This window comes from Sphingomonas sp. BL-S-29 (assembly GCF_055521495.1).
The window spans coordinates 4,491,300-4,508,984 of the sequence record NZ_CM145482.1 but is presented as its reverse complement, the minus strand read 5'-3'; the positions used below and the strand labels follow the sequence as shown (position 1 = coordinate 4,508,984).

Annotated in this window: 20 protein-coding genes and 1 tRNA gene; 11 read left to right on the top strand and 10 right to left on the bottom strand. The window is 66.6% G+C overall.

Features of this window, described 5'->3' with window-relative positions; all coding sequences use genetic code 11:
* The 4 genes from ACZ1I2_RS21480 to ACZ1I2_RS21465 form a co-directional block, all read right to left on the bottom strand.
* Nucleotides 1-237 carry a DUF1289 domain-containing protein gene (locus ACZ1I2_RS21480; protein WP_465175904.1) on the bottom strand — a complete coding sequence of 79 codons (237 nt, stop codon included), beginning with the start codon at nucleotides 235-237 and terminating at the stop codon, nucleotides 1-3.
* 7 nt (nucleotides 238-244) lie between these two features.
* Entirely contained in the window at nucleotides 245-1,762 is a 1,518-nt protein-coding gene (locus ACZ1I2_RS21475) for a DEAD/DEAH box helicase (RefSeq protein WP_465175905.1), read from the bottom strand.
* A gap of 111 nt (nucleotides 1,763-1,873) precedes the next feature.
* Nucleotides 1,874-2,383, bottom strand: coding sequence for a hypothetical protein (locus ACZ1I2_RS21470; protein ID WP_465175906.1), 510 nt, complete (start codon nucleotides 2,381-2,383; stop codon nucleotides 1,874-1,876).
* 103 nt (nucleotides 2,384-2,486) lie between these two features.
* On the bottom strand, nucleotides 2,487-2,924 hold the full coding sequence (locus ACZ1I2_RS21465) for a hypothetical protein (RefSeq protein ID WP_465181526.1): 438 nt from the start codon (nucleotides 2,922-2,924) through the stop codon (nucleotides 2,487-2,489).
* A gap of 99 nt (nucleotides 2,925-3,023) precedes the next feature.
* Here ACZ1I2_RS21465 and ACZ1I2_RS21460 point away from each other — a divergent pair, with 99 nt between their 5' ends.
* Together ACZ1I2_RS21460 and ACZ1I2_RS21455 are read left to right on the top strand one after the other, a co-directional pair.
* Nucleotides 3,024-4,472, top strand: coding sequence for an FAD-binding oxidoreductase (locus ACZ1I2_RS21460; protein WP_465172158.1), 1,449 nt, complete (start codon nucleotides 3,024-3,026; stop codon nucleotides 4,470-4,472).
* Between the two features lie 58 nt (nucleotides 4,473-4,530).
* Nucleotides 4,531-5,304 (top strand): SapC family protein, encoded by a 774-nt coding sequence (locus ACZ1I2_RS21455; protein ID WP_465172159.1) that lies wholly within the window; start codon nucleotides 4,531-4,533, stop codon nucleotides 5,302-5,304.
* A 355-nt stretch (nucleotides 5,305-5,659) separates the two neighbouring features.
* Here ACZ1I2_RS21455 and ACZ1I2_RS21450 read toward each other — a convergent pair whose 3' ends face one another.
* On the bottom strand, nucleotides 5,660-6,517 hold the full coding sequence (locus ACZ1I2_RS21450) for an N-formylglutamate amidohydrolase (protein ID WP_465175907.1): 858 nt from the start codon (nucleotides 6,515-6,517) through the stop codon (nucleotides 5,660-5,662).
* A gap of 135 nt (nucleotides 6,518-6,652) precedes the next feature.
* Between ACZ1I2_RS21450 and cpdR the strand changes: the two genes are divergently transcribed.
* Both cpdR and ACZ1I2_RS21440 read left to right on the top strand, forming a co-directional pair.
* Nucleotides 6,653-7,030: a cell cycle two-component system response regulator CpdR gene (gene cpdR, locus ACZ1I2_RS21445; protein ID WP_465175908.1), complete on the top strand. Its 378-nt coding sequence runs from the start codon at nucleotides 6,653-6,655 to the stop codon at nucleotides 7,028-7,030.
* 69 nt (nucleotides 7,031-7,099) lie between these two features.
* Nucleotides 7,100-7,174: transfer RNA gene (locus ACZ1I2_RS21440), tRNA-Val, on the top strand.
* A 43-nt stretch (nucleotides 7,175-7,217) separates the two neighbouring features.
* On the opposite strand, the gene ACZ1I2_RS21435 is transcribed toward ACZ1I2_RS21440, so the two are convergent.
* From ACZ1I2_RS21435 to ACZ1I2_RS21425, 3 genes are all read right to left on the bottom strand, one after another.
* The gene (locus ACZ1I2_RS21435) at nucleotides 7,218-7,472 is read right to left on the bottom strand and encodes a hypothetical protein (protein WP_465175909.1); all 255 of its coding nucleotides are present in this window, start codon (nucleotides 7,470-7,472) and stop codon (nucleotides 7,218-7,220) included.
* A 183-nt stretch (nucleotides 7,473-7,655) separates the two neighbouring features.
* On the bottom strand, nucleotides 7,656-7,793 hold the full coding sequence (locus tag ACZ1I2_RS21430) for a hypothetical protein (RefSeq protein WP_465175910.1): 138 nt from the start codon (nucleotides 7,791-7,793) through the stop codon (nucleotides 7,656-7,658).
* A gap of 66 nt (nucleotides 7,794-7,859) precedes the next feature.
* Nucleotides 7,860-8,822 (bottom strand): phytanoyl-CoA dioxygenase family protein, encoded by a 963-nt coding sequence (locus tag ACZ1I2_RS21425; protein WP_465175911.1) that lies wholly within the window; start codon nucleotides 8,820-8,822, stop codon nucleotides 7,860-7,862.
* A 110-nt stretch (nucleotides 8,823-8,932) separates the two neighbouring features.
* Here ACZ1I2_RS21425 and ACZ1I2_RS21420 point away from each other — a divergent pair, with 110 nt between their 5' ends.
* The 3 genes from ACZ1I2_RS21420 (at nucleotide 8,933) to ACZ1I2_RS21410 (ending at nucleotide 11,906) form a co-directional block, all read left to right on the top strand.
* Complete coding sequence (locus ACZ1I2_RS21420; RefSeq protein ID WP_465175912.1) at nucleotides 8,933-10,855, top strand: PEP/pyruvate-binding domain-containing protein; 1,923 nt, start codon at nucleotides 8,933-8,935, stop codon at nucleotides 10,853-10,855.
* A gap of 140 nt (nucleotides 10,856-10,995) precedes the next feature.
* The gene (locus ACZ1I2_RS21415) at nucleotides 10,996-11,541 is read left to right on the top strand and encodes an RNA polymerase sigma factor (RefSeq protein ID WP_465175913.1); all 546 of its coding nucleotides are present in this window, start codon (nucleotides 10,996-10,998) and stop codon (nucleotides 11,539-11,541) included.
* Complete coding sequence (locus ACZ1I2_RS21410) at nucleotides 11,541-11,906, top strand: DUF6768 family protein (protein ID WP_465175914.1); 366 nt, start codon at nucleotides 11,541-11,543, stop codon at nucleotides 11,904-11,906. Before ACZ1I2_RS21415 ends, ACZ1I2_RS21410 begins: the two co-directional genes overlap by 1 nt.
* Nucleotides 11,907-11,928: 22 nt before the next feature.
* Here ACZ1I2_RS21410 and ACZ1I2_RS21405 read toward each other — a convergent pair whose 3' ends face one another.
* Nucleotides 11,929-12,513 carry an HD domain-containing protein gene (locus ACZ1I2_RS21405; protein ID WP_465175915.1) on the bottom strand — a complete coding sequence of 195 codons (585 nt, stop codon included), beginning with the start codon at nucleotides 12,511-12,513 and terminating at the stop codon, nucleotides 11,929-11,931.
* A 561-nt stretch (nucleotides 12,514-13,074) separates the two neighbouring features.
* Between ACZ1I2_RS21405 and ACZ1I2_RS21400 the strand changes: the two genes are divergently transcribed.
* From ACZ1I2_RS21400 to ACZ1I2_RS21385, 4 genes are all read left to right on the top strand, one after another.
* The gene (locus tag ACZ1I2_RS21400) at nucleotides 13,075-14,697 is read left to right on the top strand and encodes an MFS transporter (RefSeq protein ID WP_465175916.1); all 1,623 of its coding nucleotides are present in this window, start codon (nucleotides 13,075-13,077) and stop codon (nucleotides 14,695-14,697) included.
* Between the two features lie 104 nt (nucleotides 14,698-14,801).
* Entirely contained in the window at nucleotides 14,802-15,071 is a 270-nt protein-coding gene (locus ACZ1I2_RS21395) for a CopG family ribbon-helix-helix protein (RefSeq protein WP_465175917.1), read from the top strand.
* Nucleotides 15,072-15,112: 41 nt separating this feature from the next.
* A complete protein-coding gene (locus tag ACZ1I2_RS21390; protein WP_465181525.1) occupies nucleotides 15,113-15,352 on the top strand; it encodes a type II toxin-antitoxin system RelE/ParE family toxin in 240 nt (79 codons plus the stop codon).
* A 105-nt stretch (nucleotides 15,353-15,457) separates the two neighbouring features.
* A complete protein-coding gene (locus tag ACZ1I2_RS21385; RefSeq protein ID WP_465175919.1) occupies nucleotides 15,458-16,480 on the top strand; it encodes an alanine racemase in 1,023 nt (340 codons plus the stop codon).
* Between the two features lie 30 nt (nucleotides 16,481-16,510).
* Here ACZ1I2_RS21385 and ACZ1I2_RS21380 read toward each other — a convergent pair whose 3' ends face one another.
* Nucleotides 16,511-17,683 (bottom strand): acetyl-CoA C-acetyltransferase, encoded by a 1,173-nt coding sequence (locus ACZ1I2_RS21380; protein ID WP_465172174.1) that lies wholly within the window; start codon nucleotides 17,681-17,683, stop codon nucleotides 16,511-16,513.
* Between the last annotated feature and the right edge of the window lie 2 nt (nucleotides 17,684-17,685).

The window sequence follows — 17,685 nt, the reverse complement described above, 5'->3', positions numbered from 1 at the left end:
TTAAGCCCCTTCCCTGAAAGGGAGGGGCTTATAGATTAAACGCGCCCCGGCCATCCGCCCGGGCAACGCCGCGATCACCGTATCCCGCCAGGCCGCGCTTCCGCTCGACCAGCCGGCAATCTCGTCGATCGTCCGCGCGCAGCCGACGCACAGGCCCGTGGCCGCGTCCATCTCGCAGATGTTGACGCAGGGGCTCTCGAGTCGCTGAACCGGCACCGTCTCGACGATCCCGTCCATGCCCCGGTCAGTCGGTCAGCTTCGCCAACAGGAAGTCGGGCAGCGGCCCGTTCCAGCCCTCGTCCGGGCCATCGTCCTGCGATCCGCGTGCCGGGCGCTCGTCGCGCGCGGGGCGTTCCTGGCGGGGCGGACGGCTGTCGCGTGCCGGCCGTTCTTCACGGGCGGGCCGCGCTTCACGAGCTGGCCGCTCGTCGCGGGGCGGGCGCGCCTCGCGCGGTGCGCGAGCCGGCCGCGCAGGCGGTTCGGCCTCGACCGGTGCGCGCTCGACGTCGGCCGGAGCCTCCGCCTCGACCGGCGCGGCCTTCGGGCCCCTGGTGCGGGCAGGCTTCGCCTCGGCCCTGGGTGCCCTGGCAGCAGCGGGCTTGCCCCGGCCGCGTCCGCGCGGCGTCGCGGCGGAAGCAGGCTCGTCCTCGGCGCCTTCGTGGCGATCGATCTTCAGGCCGGTCAGCTTCTCGATATTGGCGATGTTCTCGGCATCGTCCGCGGTCACCAGGGTGAAGGCGACGCCGGTCGCGCCCGCGCGGCCGGTGCGGCCGATGCGGTGGACATAATCGTCGGGATGCCAGGGCGCGTCGAAATTGAAGACGTGGCTGACGCCCTTGATGTCGAGCCCGCGCGCCGCGACGTCGGAGGCGACCAGGATGTTGACGTCGCCCGCCTTGAACCGGTCGAGCTCGGCGATGCGCTGCGATTGCTCCATGTCGCCGTGAATCTCGCTCGAACGGAAACCCTGGCGCTGCAGCGCCTTGTTCAGCTCGCGCACCGTGGTCTTGCGGTTCGAGAAGATGATCGCGGTCTTCACATCCTCATGCTCGAGCAGCTCGACCAGCTTCTCGCGCTTCTTCGAGGCGGAGACGGGCACCAGCCATTGCTTGATGTTGACATTGGCGGTCGCGGGACGCGCGACCTCGATCGTCTTCGGGTTGGACAGGAACTTGTCGGCCAGTTTCTTGATCGGCGGCGGCATCGTCGCGGAAAAGAGCAAGGTCTGGCGCTGCTTGGGCAGCTTCGTGCAGATTTCCTCGATATCGGGGATGAACCCCATGTCGAGCATCCGGTCCGCCTCGTCGATCACCAGCAGGTTGCAGCCGGTCAGCAGGATCTTGCCGCGGCCGAACAGGTCCATCAGCCGGCCCGGCGTCGCGATCAGCACGTCGACGCCCTTTTCCAGCGCCTTTTGCTGGTCGCCCATCGAGACGCCGCCGATCAGCAGCGCCATGGAGAGCTTGTGATATTTGCCGTATTTCTCGAAATTCTCGGCGACCTGCGCCGCGAGCTCGCGCGTCGGCTCGAGGATCAGCGACCGCGGCATGCGCGCGCGGCTGCGGCCCTCGCCCAATATGTCGATCATCGGCAGCACGAAGGCGGCGGTTTTGCCCGTGCCGGTCTGGGCGATGGCGACGATGTCGCGCATCATCAGGACGCTCGGGATCGCGCTCGCCTGAATCGGAGTCGGCTCGGTATAGCCGGACTCGTTCACGGCTTTCAGAAGTTGGTCGGATAGGCCGAGGTCGGCGAAAGTCATGCGGTGTCCGGAAAAAGGCCCGGTCATCGTGGCCCGGCCAGCCCCGGAGCGCTTGCCGATAAGGGCGCGATTGTCAAGGAAAAGGGGTCGTGGCGACCCGCCGAGGGTAACTTAGCGCTTGGGTGCGGGCCATATTTTTGACACGCCGCCTGGAAAAACGGCGATAGCATGTTCGTTATCGGCCATGACATCTGCCACCACAGCCACCGGTTGCGAGTCCTCATGCTTTCGGCACTGCATGGTGATGCGAACCGACTGCATTTCCGGCATTTGCGGGAACGGTACTGAATTCACGACGTGAATTGCAACGCAACCTTCCAGAGATGCCGCGAATTTGGCGCGAGAAACCGGCGCACCGAAATCCGGTGCGAGCATGATCACCATGCCGCCGGCGACCTTGTCGAAAGCGATATCGTCGCTTGCCGCTGTAGCGTCGAGAAGGCGCGCCACGATAAGCGCGGCGCCTTCGGCGGTTGCGGGAGCTCTCGATTCCTGCGGCTGATGCGCAGTGACGTCGGAGGCGACGAGCGTCAGCAGGGTCGGCAAAAAAATCACATACCCCCCCGGTCCAGCGCGGCCAACGATGCGCGGCCAGCATAACGTGATGTCGAGCGCCTGCAATGACGTGGACGGTAGACAAACCGGGCCGTTACCGGTCGGTTATTCGTTCGGCCGAGTCACTCCGTTCCGGGCGCGATCCGATACGATGATCGCTACGGATGTTCTACCGCTTCACCTTGGGGATTAGCCGCTTGAATTCCTCGATCGGGCAGGATCCGCCCGAGCGCGAGCGGATCGCGTCGCGGTCGGCGCAGACCATGCCGTCCGGGGTCGGTTTCAGATAATAGCTCGAATAATAATCGAGCGGCGGGCAATCATCGTCGAGTCGCGCGCGGATTCGCGATCCATCGTCGATCATCAGGTCGATGCTGTCCGGCGCCGAGATCGCGGCGCCGACCAGATCGCCCATCACCACGCATTTCGGGCCCTTCTTCTCAGACCATGTCACCATCTGCTGGGGCTGGACCGGCTGCTGCGGGGGAAGGGTCATGCGGGGGATGCGGATGATGATTCGCTGGTGCACCGTCAGCTGCGCGACCTCGACCGTCGGCAGGCGCGACTCGTCGACCGACGCGCCGGGCGCGACGGCAAGCAGAATCAACGCAAGAATCATCGGTTGCGACATGCTTTGCCGCGTTACCTGAAATGCTTGAACAGTGCATGAATTGGCGCGCCCATTCCCGCGTGGTAGGGCGCGGCGATGACACCCGCCCAACGCCAGCTGACCGACTCGGTCCGCGAAAAGCTCGGCCCCAAGGCCGTGATCACTGACGAAACCGCGATCGCGCCGTGGCTCGAGGACTGGCGCGGCCGCTATCACGGCGCCGCCCCGGCGATCCTCGCGCCCGACAGCCGCGACGGCGTCGCGGCGATCATCGCGCTGGCGCGCGACGCGGGCGTTCCGCTGGTGCCGCAGGGCGGCAATACCGGCATGGTCGGCGGCGCGACGCCTCCCGTCGACGGGTCGGCGCTGATCCTGTCGACGCGCCGGATGAACCGCATCCGCGCGGTGGATCCCGTGAACGGCCTGGCCATCGCCGAGGCCGGGGTGATCCTCGCCGATCTCCATGCGGCCGCGCTGGAGCAGGGTAGGCGCTTCCCGCTGACTCTTGGGGCGCGCGGCAGCGCGACGATCGGCGGTCTTGCCTCGACCAATGCCGGCGGTACGCAGGTGCTGCGCTTCGGCACGATGCGCAACCTCGTCGCGGGGGTCGAGGCGGTGCTGCCCGACGGCAGCATCCATGACGGGCTCGCCGCGCTCAAGAAGGACAATCGCGGCTATGATCTCAACCAGTTGCTGATCGGCGCCGAGGGCACGCTCGGCGTCATCACCGCGGCCACGCTACGGCTGGTGCCGGCGATCGCCGCGCGGGCGGTGGCATGGTGCGGCCTGTCCGATCCGGAAACGGCGCTCGCGCTGCTGCGCCGGCTCGAGGCCGGCACCGACCGGATCGAGAGTTTCGAGATCGTGCCCGGCCACACCTTGTCGCTGGTGCTTCAGCATGTCCCGGGTACGCGCGCGCCGCTGACCGGCGTATATCCCTGGCACGTGCTGATCGAGGCGGTCATCACTGATCCGGAGGACGAGGCCCCCGCCGATCTGCTCGAGCGGCTGCTCGCCCCCGCGCTGGCGGATGGCCAGGTGGCCGATGCGGTGATCGCGGCAAGCGAGGCGCAGGCCGAGGCTTTCTGGCACATCCGCGATTCGATCTCGGAGGCGGAGCGCAACAACGGCCCCGCCGTGCAGCACGACATCTCGGTGCCCGTATCCGGCATGCCGCGCTTCATGATCGAAGGCGGCGCTGCCTGCGAGGCGCGTTTCCCGGGGACCGAGGCGATGGCGTTCGGCCATCTCGGCGACGGCAATGTCCATTTCCACATCCGCGCCCCGCGCGGCGTGGACGCGGCCCGCTGGTATGCCGAGGATGCCCCGGCCATCACACGCTTCGTCAACGATCTGGTCGTGGCGGCGGGCGGGTCGATCTCGGCCGAACACGGCATCGGCCAGATGAAGCTCAAGGAGCTGGAACGCCTTTCCTCGCCGGCCCGCATGGCGGCACTGCGCGCGATCAAGGCGGCGTTCGATCCGGGAGTCCTTATGAACCCCGGCAAGCTCGTGGCGCTTGCGCCGGAACCCTCGGCACCATAGAGCCGGGCGCCGTCCGGCACGCAATAGCCGTTACGTTCAGTCCCGATGGAGAGTTTTCATGGCCAGCGCGCCGCAATCGCAACTTCCTTTGTTCTATAATGCGCTCGAACCGCTTTCGAGCGAGACTCACGTCAATTTCAAGATGAAGCCGATTACTCAGGCGAAGTTCCTGATCGGCCAGCACGCCATCCCGATCACGGTGGACGAATTCCCGCTCGCGCAGCGCCATTTCCCGATCGTCTTCACGGAGGGCGACGATGCGGTGCCGCTCGCGCTGATGGGCCTGAACGAGGGCGTCAACGTGTTCGTCGATGCCGAGGGCACGCTGACCGAGAACCAGATGTACCTGCCGGCCTATATCCGCCGCTATCCGTTCATGCTCGCGCGCCTGCGTCCCGGCGCGGACGAGCTGTCGCTGTGCTTCGACCCGACGTCCGAGGGCATCGGTGCCGATCTCGAGGGCCAGCCGCTGTTCGACGACGGTCAGCCGTCCGAGGTGACCAAGAGCATCATGCAGTTCAACGAATCGTTCGAGCAGGCCGGTGCCCGCACCGCGCAGTTCATGCGCGACCTGACCGAGCTTGGCCTGTTGATGGACGGTGAGACGACCATCCAGGCGGATGGCGTCGAGCAGCCCTTCATCTATCGCGGCTTCCGCATCGTGAACGAGGAGAAGCTGGCCGATCTTCGCGGTGACCAGCTGCGCAAGATCCACAAGAACGGCATGCTGCCGCTGCTCTATGCGCATCTCTTCTCGCTCAGCCTGATGCGCGACATCTTCAGCCGCCAGATGCAGCTCGGCCTCATGCCCGCGCAGCTTCCGGCGGTCTGATCGCCACCCTCATCCGGTCGCGTCCTTCGCGGCGCGACCGGATGACAAATTCTATCCCGATCGAGTCGTGCCTCGGCCGCTCGATCCGCTGCGCTGCGGCAGCGCGGTATCATTTTCTGTCGCGCTCGGCCCCCATTCGCGCAACGAACGCGCTGAAATCGGGCCGCGGCGCCAAGCACAGTCAAACCGGCTCTTTTCGCCCTTGAAGCCCGAAAACCCCCCACCTATATGGGTGTTGCGCGGCGTCGTGTCCCCCCTTTCGCGGGGCCGTGCGACACACCTTCGGGTGTGTCTCCTCCCTGAACCTTGGCCACCGCGTGCTGCATTGCACGCGGTGGTTTTTTTTGGGTTTGGCTTATTCCGCGGCGATGGCGGCGGGCAGGGCCAGTGCCTCATCGGCCACCGCATCGATCATCCGCCGCAACAGCGTTGCCGTGTCGGCCAGCCCGTCGCCGGGTCCGTCGAGCGCCTGATCGAGATAGAGCGAGCGGTCGAACTCGATCTGGATGGCATGCACGCCCGTCGCCGGCCGCGCCTGCGCGTCGAGGATATGGCCGCCGGCATAAGGCGCGTTCAGCCCCGCCGTGATGCCCGCCGCCAGGATCTCGCTCTCCAGCCGATGGACGAATCGCGTCGCTGCCGATCGCCCGAAACGATCCCCCAGCACGATTCGCGCCTTGCCCTGGGCAGGGGTCAGCGGGGGCATCGAATGGAGATCGAGCAATATCGCGATCCCGAATCGCGCTCGCGCGCGCTTCAACGCCTCGGTCAGGGCGGCGTGATAGGGCCGGTGGTCCATCTCGATCCGCGCCATGACCTCCTCGCCATCCAGCCGCCGCCGCCAGATATCGCCCGCGCCCGAAACCCGGCGCGGCACCAGGCCCAGCCCGCCGCGCATCCGGGCCGATTGCATCGGCATCGCCTGGCGGTTGGCGCCATCGTCGATGCCGGGGTCGCGTTCCTGTTCGCTGCGGTTGAGATCGATCCAGGCGCGCGCGACGCGCTGGACCAGCATCGTCTCGTTGCCCCGCGCCAGCATCGCCACCGCGTCGACATGCCGGTCCTCGAGCGGGGTCAGCGCGGTCACCGGCACGCGCAGCGCCGCGCGGAGCGCCAGTGGATAATCCCGCCCCGCATGCGGCACGGACAGGATGACGGGGCTGGCCGGCTCGTCCGAACCGTATCGATCGAAGGAAAGGGCGCTGGCGGCCATCGTCCCAACCTAGGGCGACTGGCGCGCCGCGGCAATCGGGCTTCGCCTCGTGCGCGATGGCGAAACGAGCCAGCAATGCTGGAAAATCTTAAGAGCTTCGCGCATAAACCGCGCCCAGAGAGTGAGCGGAATGCGATGATCAGGATATTGTTGGCCGAGGACGACCGGGTGATGCGTGAATATCTCACGCGCGCGCTCGAGCGGTCGGGCTATGCCGTCAGCGCGGTCGATCGCGGTACAGAGGCGATTCCGCTGCTCGAATCGGAACCCTTCGATCTGCTCCTGACCGATATCGTCATGCCGGAAATGGACGGCATCGAGCTGGCGCAGCGCGCCGGAGAGATGTGCCCGGACCTGCGCGTCATGTTCATCACGGGCTTCGCCGCGGTCACGCTGAAGGCGGGCAAGACGGTGCCGCAGGCCCGGGTCCTGTCGAAGCCCTTTCACCTGCGCGACCTCGTGATCGAGATCGAACGCATGTTCGAAATGGAGAATGCGACCCGGGGAGTCTGATCCCGGTACGATTTCGCGCGTCGCGGGTTGCGCGGGCCGATAACCCTCGCTAGAGCGCGCAACTCGCGTGGGCGTGTAGCTCAGTGGTAGAGCACTGTGTTGACATCGCAGGGGTCGCAAGTTCAATCCTTGCCACGCCCACCATCTTAAAAAGCCCGTGGGGTCCCGATGGATCTCACGGGCTTTTTTATTCCTGATCCTTGCGGCCGGCACCCGACGCGCGGAGCATGCGCGACCGGAACTTGACCCGCTGCCAGAAGGTCGCGTCCTGCAGCCGCCATTCCTTGATCGCGTCGCCAGTCAGCATGTCGAGCATGGCGTCGCTCGCGTCCTCGTCCTGGCCCGCGAACTGGTCGGATAGCTCGTGGAACCGGTCGCGCTGCTCCTCCGGGCCGTCGGCACCGGGCGTCACATCGCCCTTTCCGGCCGGAGAATCGCTCACGTCAGCTATCCCTTGTCGAGATCAGCGCCATGCGGCGATGTGCGTTTCCGGCCGTGCGGGAAGCAGGAATATCCCTGCACGGTCGATTCATGGCGTGCACAGTCAGGGCCGGACATGGCCCGAGACAGGCCCGGGCCGGCTGGCCCCGTGCGATGCGCGACGTCATGTTCATCAGTTCCACGGTCAACGACGCGGTTCCTTTTCCTGCGGGACGCCACGGCCCATTCCGCGGTTTTGCGTCATAATCGTTTCGCAGGTGAAATTTTTCAGCGTAACCGCCGTCATAACCATCATCGATTGCGCCGCGATCAGGGTGGGCATCCGGTGCGACCGGCAAGCGCCTGGCTGCCGTTCGGAACGCCTGCGCGTTCCCGCGACCATCGAGCCTCAACGAAATCCCGGCAGAGCCTCGAACAGCCAGCGGGGTTCATATCGTCCCGTCAGGCGGCGCCACCAGCGGGCAAGCAAATGCCTGCGCCGGAACCCGGGATGAGACACAGGGCCGTTTCGGTCGGGTATCCGGGAGATGAACCGATCGGGCACCAGCCCCGCGAAATAATCATGGGCCGAGTGTTCCTTGAACGCACCGTCGGACAGCGCGTAAATCTCGAAATCCTGTTGCGCCGGGCCGTCTTCATGACGGTAGAATACCGGACGGACACCCTTCCGCACGCAGGACACCATGATTGCCGGGCGGGGAACGCCGGATTCGTTGATCGGCGAGCCGTGCAGCAGGCTGCTGTCGAAGATCAGGCCCTCACCGGCCCGCATCGGCAAGGAGAGGACGATGTCGCCGAGGGATTTCTGAAAATGCGCGTGATAGTTCTTGATCCCCGGGCCGCGGATCTGTCGAACCAGCCGGTGGCTGCCGGGCACGACCTGCAGGCAGCCATTATGATCGTCGACGTCGACCAACGGGCACCACACCGTCAGTGTCGGCTGATCCACGTCTTCCGTCAGGGTCCAGTCCGAATGGAGGCTCAGCGCACCCGTTCCCGGCTCCTTGATGATCAGGCCCGCCGTGATGATGTCGAAGTCGTCGAGAAGCCCCTCGAGCTTCGGCGCGACCGCATCCCGCACCGCGGAGAATATCGATTCCCGATACTGAGGATCGCCGTCGAGCGCCGTCGCGTGATAGGCAAGCGCCTGGCCGGTGATCGTCGACGAACGGGACGCCCGGTCGCGAATGGTTTTCAGCGTGTGGAGCAGGGCGTCGACTTCTGCTGCATCCAGCAAGGGAAGCTGGACGAAGCCGTCCCGTGTCAGCCGTGGCTGCAGCGCTCGATTCCGAAGAATGGATGTCTGCACGAAATCGCCCGTTGTTGCCCCCCTTCTCGGGCGGGCCGTCATGCGCCGGCATAGCAGACCGCCACCGCCGCGCAAACGCGCGCCTCCGGGCACCTAGTCACTGGACCCCGGCCCCGCTTTCGCGCAGCCTCGCTGGCGTTCGGGAGAGACTCGTGACCAAAACCACCGCGGCACTGCTCGCCATCGCGGCCATCGGCTTGGCTGGCGGCGATCTGTCCGCCCTTATTGGCCAGACGACTGCCCCGGATCATTCCCCGGCGCCCCAGGCCGCTATCAGAAACGCCGCCGAATTCGATCGCCTCGCCCGAACCGAAGGCGCCGGCCGTTTTATCGCGTTGCCGCAGCTCATGTTCGCGATCGATCGCGCCGCCGCGGCCCCGAAGCTGCTGTGGATCGACACGAAGCGCTATCGCTATCATCTCGACTATCTCCAGGCGAAATATCTGACGCTCGCCGACAGCGAGACCTTCAATGCCGCCAATTATGCCAACCCGAAACGGCGATTCCTGCTCGGCTCGGTCGTCCGCTATCCGAAGCTGAACCGCTACGGTGTCGAACTATGGGAAGGCGACCTGGTCGAGCCCGCTTTGCTCGCCGACATGATGCGCGTGCTCCAGGCGGGTTTTCCCGCGCCGCTCACCTTCAAGCCCAATTCCGATCAGCAGCGCGAGGCCGCCGGCCAGGCCAAGCTGCCGACCATCGGCATCGACGAAGCCTATGGCAGCCGCGAGGAGCTGATCCTCAACCATGGCCGCGCGGTCGGCCGGCTGGTCGTGGTGAAGGAGGGGCAGGAAGATGTGCTCACCCCCGGCGACGTGGCGGTGCTGACGACCATGCCGATCCGCATGCCGCCGGTCGCGGGCATCGTCTCGGCCACCTTCACCACCCCGATCAACCATGTCAGCCTGCTCGCCAAGACCTGGCGCATTCCCAATGCCTATCGCGCCGATGCCGATCGCCGCTGGGCGTCGCTGGCTGGCCAGATGGTGGTGCTCGATACGCGCGGCGCGATGGTCGTGCTGCGCATGGCCACGCGGGCCGAGGTCAAGACGGCCGAGCGCGCCAAAAAGGCCCGCGCGATCCAGGTGGCGCAGGCCGACACCGTCTATGCGGGCCTGCCGTCGCTGGTCGAGCAGGATTCGAACTGGGCCCGCCGCACCGGCGCCAAGTCAGCCAATCTCGGCCAGGTTGCGCAACTCGCGGTACGCGATGGCCGCTTCACCGTGCCGCCCGGCTTCGGCATTCCCTTCTCCTTCTACGACCGCTTCGTCGCCGCCAACCGGCTCGGCCCGCGCATCGCCGCGCTGCTCGCCGATCCGCGCCGCACCGATGCGGCGTGGCGCCAGCAGGAACTGGCAAAGCTCCGCGCCGCCTTCCTCACCGGCAAGATCCCGGACGCCGATTTCGCCGCGATCACTGCGCGCCGCGCCAGCCTGCTCGGACCCAAGGGCGTGTTCATCCGCTCCTCGACCAATGCCGAGGATCTGCGCGGCTTCAACGGCGCCGGCCTTTACGACACCGTGCCCAATGTGGTCAGCGCCGGGGATCTGGCGAAGGCCGTGAAGACGGTCTGGGGCTCGATCTGGAACGACCGCGCCTTCGCCGCGCGCGAAGCGGCCGGCATCGACCACCGCTCGGTCCGCGCCGCCGTGCTGGTGCAGATCGGCGTCGACGCCGATGCGGCCGGGGTGATGACCACGATCGACCCGTTCGACGAGCAGCAGGCCGACGAGATCCGCCTCTTCATCGCCGCCAAACGCGGCCTCGGCATCCGCGTGGTCGAAGGCCGGAAGATCGCCGAGCAACTCATTTACCGCCCGGAACTCGACTCGATCCAGGTTCTCACCCGCTCGAAGGACGATGTGCTGCTGCACTTCGCGCCCGGCGGCGGCGTGGAGGAAGCGAAGATCGACCCCGACCGCCCCGTGCTTTCCGACGATCTGGTCCGCCGTCTCGGCAAGATCGGCCGCGCGGTGGAGGAGGTGTTCGGCCACCGCCCGCAGGATGTGGAATGGCTTGTGGCGGGCGACCGGATCATGATCGTGCAGTCGCGGGATTATGTGCGGGGGCGGTGATCCCCGGTAAATATTGCAGGCGGCGTTTGGCGGATCAGGGCATTTTCCACCGCGATTCAGTTTTTCGCGATTCCCGTTGAACCGATCACGCGCTGGGACTCACCTTGTGCCTGGGAAACGAAAGGGGCGGAGTCCGGATCGTGCGGCGTGAGCGAGTCTTCGACGCCTATCTCGTGGCAGCGACACGTGCCGGCGATGAGCGTGCCTCGCGGCTGCTCATCGAATGCTGGCATCCACGGCTCGTGGCGCACGCCGCGCGATTGATGGGCCGGGGCGACCGCGCGCGGGATATCGCACAGGAAGCATGGATCGACATTGCGAGAGGGCTTGGCGGGCTACGCGACGATCGGGCGTTCCCGGCATGGGCCTATCGCATCGTCTCGCGCAAATGCGCGGCGGCGATCCGCGATGCCCGGCGCGAGCGCGGACTCGAAACGGCACTGGCTGCCGAACCGTCCGTGCAACGGGCTGATCCGGCGTTCGACCGCCTCGACGCCACCCAACGCCTTCGGGCCGCGATCCAGACTCTGCCCGCCGAGCAACGGGCAGCGATCGCGCTTTTCCATTTCGAAGAAATGAGCGTCGCCGAAGTGGCGGTCGCGCTCGACGTTCCGACGGGCACGGTCAAGACCCGCCTCATGCACGCCCGCCGCAAGTTGCGCGCGGTGCTGGAAGGAGATGAGTGATGCGCGATATCGACGCGATGATCGGCGAGGCGCTCGATGCGGAGGAGCGCGAACTGCTTCGCAGTATTGGCGAGGAGCCGGGCTTTTTCCGGCAGGCGCTGGGACTCTTCGCTGGCCCGACCGGATGGGTCACCGCCGTCATGGTGGGGGCTCAGTTGTTGACGTTCCTTGCCGGTGCCTGGGCGGCCTGGCGCTTCTTCGAGGCGCGCGACGCACTGACCGCGCTGCGTTGGGGCTTGCCTGCGGGCGTGCTGGTGCTGACGTCGCTGATGATCAAGATGTCGATCTGGCCGCGAATGCACTTCAACCAGTTGAAGCGCGAGCTGAAGCGAATCGAGCTTCAGCTCGCGCGCAGCCGGGGTTGAATCGACCGAAGCGGATCGACGGCTACTTGCCGAGTTTCGCGATCGATGCCTTCAGATTGGTGCGCGCGGCCCGCTCGAAACTGGCCCGACCCCAATCGGAGAAATAGAGAAAATCGCGGGCCAGGAATCCTTCCAGGATAGCCGCCCGTCCAGCCCGAAACGCTGCCTCCGGCACCTCGCGATACTCGTGCCGCACGCCCGCTTCATACGCATCGAAAACCTCCGGCGCCGCGCCGAGGATCGACAGGTCCATGTCGAGGAACATCGCCATATCCGCCACCTCGTCGGCGGGGAGGCCCGCCGGAATCGCATGATGCGCGGTCGCCTCGATCAGGCGCAGCGTCCGGCCAAGCGTCGGTTCGGGCACGACGCCCGCCAACATCTCCGCCGCCAGCGCGGCGCTGCGGCGCTCATTGTCCTTTCGGCGCGGTTCGTAGATCGCATCGTGCAGCAGGATCGCGCAGCGCACCGCCTCGGCGTCATGCAGCATGGTCTCGACCTCGGTATGGAGCGCGAGCAGCGCGAGCGGGTGGCTCCAGCCATGATAGCCGCGATCCGGCCCCGAATGCAGGTCTCGTATCTCTTGCAGCAGGGTGGCGCTCAACATCCCGGACTCCCGAATGGCGGTGCCCTGGATAGCAAGCCTGGGCGGGGTGGGTCGATTGCGTTCGGTGCCAGGCCTGTTTCGCTCCACGGCGTACCGTTGGCTGGTCGCACCGCCCCCCGGGCGCTTGATTCAATCCTCGGCACGATGTGGCTATCGTCGCGCCATGGCATTGCCCAGGATGATCCCGATCGCGCAGGCGTCCGTCTGCTCGCCGCCGCTGGCCCTTGCCGCGTTCTGGCGGCGACCGGTCGCCGCGAATTCGCTGTTCCGCGCCCGACATTCCCTGTTCCGGGATAACAGGGAATGGGTCAGCAAGATGCTGATATCGCTCCGGAAAAGATGGCCAAGATCACCCGCAAAGTCCCGAAAAAAAGAAATTCCCTGTTATTTCCCTGTTTACCGGCCCGGAACAGCGAATTTCCGGCCCTCGGAAGGCGTGCCCTTCGCCCCGATCGGACCCGCCTGCCGACGCAGGCGGAAACGATCGCCAACCTCTGCGCCCATTCATCTTGCCGCCCGCCCCAATCCCGCTAAACCTCTCTCTCAAGGGGAGAAGCAAGCATGGCCACGATCGCGCCCACTGACCTGGCGCCCGAACCCGCCGCGACGCCAGAGCCGAGCCGGAAGGACATCCAGCTCGTCATCACCGCGTCGTCGCTCGGCACGATCTTCGAATGGTATGATTTCTTCATCTACGGCACGCTCGCCGCGTCCGGCATCATCGGCCGGGTCTTTTTCCCCGCCGGCAACGAGCTGGTGCAGACGCTCGCCGCCTGGGCGGTGTTCGCGGTCGGCTTCGGCTTCCGCCCGCTCGGCGCGATCCTGTTCGGCTTCCTCGGCGACAAATGGGGGCGCAAATATACCTTCCTCGTCACCATCACGCTGATGGGCGTCGCCACCGCCGGCGTCGGCCTGGTGCCCTCGGCCGCGTCGATCGGGCTGGCCGCGCCGTTCATCGTCATCTTCCTGCGCATCCTGCAGGGCCTGGCGCTGGGCGGCGAATATGGCGGCGCCGCGATCTATGTCGCGGAGCATAGCGGCAAGGGGCAGAGCGGCTATTTCACCAGCTTCATCCAGGCCAGCGTGGTCGGCGGCTTCATTCTCAGCCTGGTCGTCGTGCTGCTCTCGAAATGGCTGATGCCGGTCGCGATCTGGGACAGCTGGGGCTGGCGCTTCCCCTTCGTCTTCTCGCTGCTGCTGCTCGCCGTGTCGCTATGGATGCGGCTGAAGCTCAACGAGAGCCCGGTGTTCAAGGCGATGAAGAACGCGGGCGAGACCGCGAAGAACCCCTTCACCGAAAGCTTCACCTATCCCGGCAATCTCCGCCGCCTGTTCGTCGCCCTGTTCGGCATCTCCGCCGGCCTGACCGTGATCTGGTACACCGCGACCTTCACCGTGCTCTCCTTCCTCCAGACGACGATGCGCGTCGAGGCGACCACCGCGCAGCTCATCGTCGGCTTCGGCGCGTCGCTCAGCCTCTTCTGGTTCATCTATTTCGGCCGCCTGTCCGACAGGGTCGGGCGCAAGACGCCGATCATCCTCGGCTATGCGATGACCCTGGTGCTGATCTTCCCGCTGTTCTGGATGCTCGGCGGCGCCGCCAACCCCGATCTCGCCCGCGCCGCACGCCGCGCGCCCGTGGTCGTTTCCGGCCCCATCTGCGATTACAATCCTTTCGCCGCGAAGCAGGTCGATCGCTGCGGCGAACTGCTCGACTATTTCTCCAAAAAGGGCGTCACCTATACCAAGGGCAAGACGCCGGTGACGCTCGTCACCATCGGCCAGGTGCCGATCGCCGACACCAGCCCGGCCGGGCTCGACGCCGCGCTCGCCGCTGCCGGCTATAATCTCGACAAGGTCGTGCCCGGCTTCCGCGGCATCCTCATCATCATGCTCGCCATCATCGTGATGGGGGCGCTGTCGGGCATGACCTATGGCCCGGTCGCCGCGCTGCTCGCCGAGATGTTCCCGCCGCGCATCCGCTACAGCTCGATGTCGATCCCCTATCACATCGGCACCGGCTATTTCGGCGGGTTCCTGCCGTTCATCGGCCAGTATATCGTCGCGCGGACCGGCGATCCCTATGCCGGCCTGTGGTACACTTTCGCCGTCGTCGCGATGGCGTTCGTCGTGACGGCGGTCGGCCTGCACGAGACCAAGCCGGGCACGGCGAGCGCGGATTAGATCACCCGGCGGACGGCATCCCGGTCGCTCGACAAATGCCTCGGCCAGATTGCAAAATCGGCCGACCGATTATATTTTAATCAGGTTGATTTGGAGTGATTGAAATGACGGCCGAAACCCGCGTCCTGACCGCGCATGTGCCGCTGTATCTGGCGGACAAGGTGGATGTCATGGCGTCGCGACTGGATCGGTCGCGAGGTTGGATCGTCAAGCAGGCAATCGCCGCCTGGGTCGACCAGGAGGAGGAGCGCCACAGGATGACGCTGGCGGCGCTCGCCGATGTCGACGCGGGGCGGGTGATCGACCATCAAAGCATCCAGGCATGGGCGGACAGCCTGTCGACCGATCGACCGCTGCCGCCACCGGCAGCGTGAGGATTGTCTGGACGGGCAGGGCGTCGGCCGATCTCGTTCGCTTGCACGCTTTTCTTGAGCTGGTCGCTCCGGATGCGGCAGCCCGGGTCGTCCAGCAACTCGCGCATGCCCCGGATCGCCTTGCCGAGTTTCCCCGGATGGGGGAGAGACTGGATGCGTATGCACCTCGTGAGGTCCGTCGCATCGTCGTGGGGCATTATGAAATGCGCTATGAGATTGCCGATGCTGTCATCTTCATCCTGCGATTGTGGCACAGCCGGGAGGATCGTGGCGCGGAATAGTATTTCATCGCCGCAAAGCGCGCGTGGCCGGCTGGCGGCTCCCGAACCGCTTTCGAACCTTGATCGGCCTAGCGTAGCGCGAGCCGCCCCGCTAACCGGCTCCTGATGAGCGCTCCCCTACGTCTCCGCCTCGATGGCGCCGCCCTTGTCGACAATTGGCGCACCCTGGCCGCGATGAGCGGCCCCGCGGCCTGCGGCGCGGCGATCAAGGCGAACGGCTATGGTCTCGGCGCGGCCGAGGTTGCGACGCGCCTTGCCGCGGCGGGGTGCCGCGACTTCTTCGTCGCCACCTGGGCCGAGGCAGCGGCGCTCGCCCCGCTGGGCTTGCCGGTCACCGTGCTGCACGGCGTGCGCGAGGAGGATATGGCGCTGGCGCTCACCGGCATCGCTCGCCCCGCGCTCAACTCGGCAGGGCAGGCCGCGCGCTGGAAAGCGGCGGGGGGCGGTGCCTGCGATGTGATGATCGACACCGGCATGAACCGGCTCGGCCTGTCGGTCGACGATCTGCCGTTGCTCGAGGGGCTCGTCATCGAGACGCTGATGAGCCACCTAGCCTGCGCCGACGAGGATGCGGCGATGAACGCGCGGCAGCTGGCGACGTTCGCCCCGCTTGCCGGTCGGACGGGCGCCAGGCGGATGAGCCTCGCCAATTCCGCGGGCATCGGCCTCGGGTCCGATTATGCCTTCGATCTCACGCGGCCCGGCCTGGCCCTGTACGGCGGAATCCCGCGCGGCGAACTCGGCGCGATCCGCCAGGTCGTCACGCCCGAGGCGCAGATCCTCCAGCGCCGCACCGTGGCCGCGGGCCAGACCATCGGCTATAACGCGACCTGGACGGCGCCCGCGCCGACCGAGGTCGCGATCCTCAACCTTGGCTATGCCGACGGCTATTTCCGTGGCTTCTCCAATACGGGCTCGGCGCGGGCCGACGGGCAGTCGCTGCCGCTGCTCGGCCGGGTCTCGATGGACCTGATCGCGATCGACGTCACCGCCGCGCCCGATCTCGCCGAGGGCGACTGGCTTGCGCTCGACTATGCCTTGCCTGAAGCCTCCGCGCGCTCGGGCATGTCGCAGTACGAACTGCTCACCAGCTTGGGCGACCGCTTCGATCGCGTCTGGAGCGACTGACCCCCTCCCGCGCGCGGGAGGGGAGAGAGGTTACCGCTCGACGCACATGGCGATGCCCATGCCGCCGCCGATGCACAGTGTGGCGAGGCCCTTCTTGGCGTCGCGCTTGGCCATCTCGTAGAGCAGGGTGGTCAGCACACGCGCGCCGCTGGCGCCGATCGGATGTCCGATCGCGATCGCGCCGCCATTGACGTTGACGCGCTCGGCATCCCAGCCGAGCTCCTTGCCGACCGACAGCGCCTGCGCCGCGAACGCCTCGTTCGCCTCGATCAGGTCGAGATCGGCGATGCTCCAGCCGGCTTTTTCCAGCGCGCGCCGAGTCGCCGGTACCGGGCCGATGCCCATGATCGACGGGTCGACGCCGGCCGAGGCCCAGCTCGCGATCCGCGCCAGGATGGTGGAGCCGCGCTTCTCGGCTTCCTCGCGCGTCATCAGCACCAAAGCCGCGGCGCCGTCGTTCAGGCCGGAGGCGTTGGCGGCGGTCACCGTGCCGTCCTTCTTGAACGCCGGGCGCAGGCCCGAGAGGCTTTCCAGCGTCACGCCGCTACGGATATATTCGTCGTTCGCCACGATCGTGTCGCCCTTGCGGCCCTTGATCGTCACCGGCACGATCTCGTCCTTGAACCGGCCCGAGGAACGCGCGGCATCGGCGAGATTCTGCGAGCGGGTCGCGAACACGTCCTGCATCTCGCGCGTCACCTGATATTGCTCGGCGAGGTTCTCGGCGGTGATGCCCATGTGATAATTGTTGAAGGCGTCGGTCAGGCCGTCGCTGATCATCGTGTCGACCAGCGCGAGATTGCCCATCTTGGTCCCGCCGCGCAGGTTCTGCGCGTGGGTCGAGAGCGACATGGATTCCTGTCCGCCCGCGACGACGATCGTCGAATCGCCGGTCTGGATCGCCTGCGCCGCCAGCGCGACCGCGCGCAGGCCCGATCCGCAGACCTGGTTGACGCCCCAGGCCGGGATTTCCTTGGGCACGCCCGCCGCCATCGACGCCTGGCGCGCCGGGTTCTGGCCCTGCGCGGCGGTCAGCACCTGGCCCAGGATCACTTCGGACACGTCGCCCGCCTCGACCCCCGCCTGCGCCAGTGCTGCCTCGATCGCGATGCGGCCAAGCTCATGCGCCGGAGTCGCCGCGAAGGCGCCGAGGAAGCTGCCGACCGGCGTACGCTTGGCGGCGGTGATGACGATGTCCTGCATGA

Coding starts and splice junctions, on each gene's coding strand:
- ACZ1I2_RS21455 (WP_465172159.1), top strand. CDS start 4,531: ATGGCCAGCGCGCCGCAATCGCAACTTCCTTTGTTCTATAATGCGCTC.
- ACZ1I2_RS21380 (WP_465172174.1), bottom strand. CDS start 17,683: ATGCAGGACATCGTCATCACCGCCGCCAAGCGTACGCCGGTCGGCAGC.
- ACZ1I2_RS21400 (WP_465175916.1), top strand. CDS start 13,075: ATGGCCACGATCGCGCCCACTGACCTGGCGCCCGAACCCGCCGCGACG.
- ACZ1I2_RS21450 (WP_465175907.1), bottom strand. CDS start 6,517: ATGGCCGCCAGCGCCCTTTCCTTCGATCGATACGGTTCGGACGAGCCG.
- ACZ1I2_RS21385 (WP_465175919.1), top strand. CDS start 15,458: ATGAGCGCTCCCCTACGTCTCCGCCTCGATGGCGCCGCCCTTGTCGAC.
- cpdR (WP_465175908.1), top strand. CDS start 6,653: ATGATCAGGATATTGTTGGCCGAGGACGACCGGGTGATGCGTGAATAT.
- ACZ1I2_RS21405 (WP_465175915.1), bottom strand. CDS start 12,513: ATGTTGAGCGCCACCCTGCTGCAAGAGATACGAGACCTGCATTCGGGG.
- ACZ1I2_RS21460 (WP_465172158.1), top strand. CDS start 3,024: ATGACACCCGCCCAACGCCAGCTGACCGACTCGGTCCGCGAAAAGCTC.
- ACZ1I2_RS21475 (WP_465175905.1), bottom strand. CDS start 1,762: ATGACTTTCGCCGACCTCGGCCTATCCGACCAACTTCTGAAAGCCGTG.
- ACZ1I2_RS21430 (WP_465175910.1), bottom strand. CDS start 7,793: ATGCCCACCCTGATCGCGGCGCAATCGATGATGGTTATGACGGCGGTT.
- ACZ1I2_RS21425 (WP_465175911.1), bottom strand. CDS start 8,822: ATGACGGCCCGCCCGAGAAGGGGGGCAACAACGGGCGATTTCGTGCAG.
- ACZ1I2_RS21480 (WP_465175904.1), bottom strand. CDS start 237: ATGGACGGGATCGTCGAGACGGTGCCGGTTCAGCGACTCGAGAGCCCC.
- ACZ1I2_RS21395 (WP_465175917.1), top strand. CDS start 14,802: ATGACGGCCGAAACCCGCGTCCTGACCGCGCATGTGCCGCTGTATCTG.
- ACZ1I2_RS21410 (WP_465175914.1), top strand. CDS start 11,541: ATGCGCGATATCGACGCGATGATCGGCGAGGCGCTCGATGCGGAGGAG.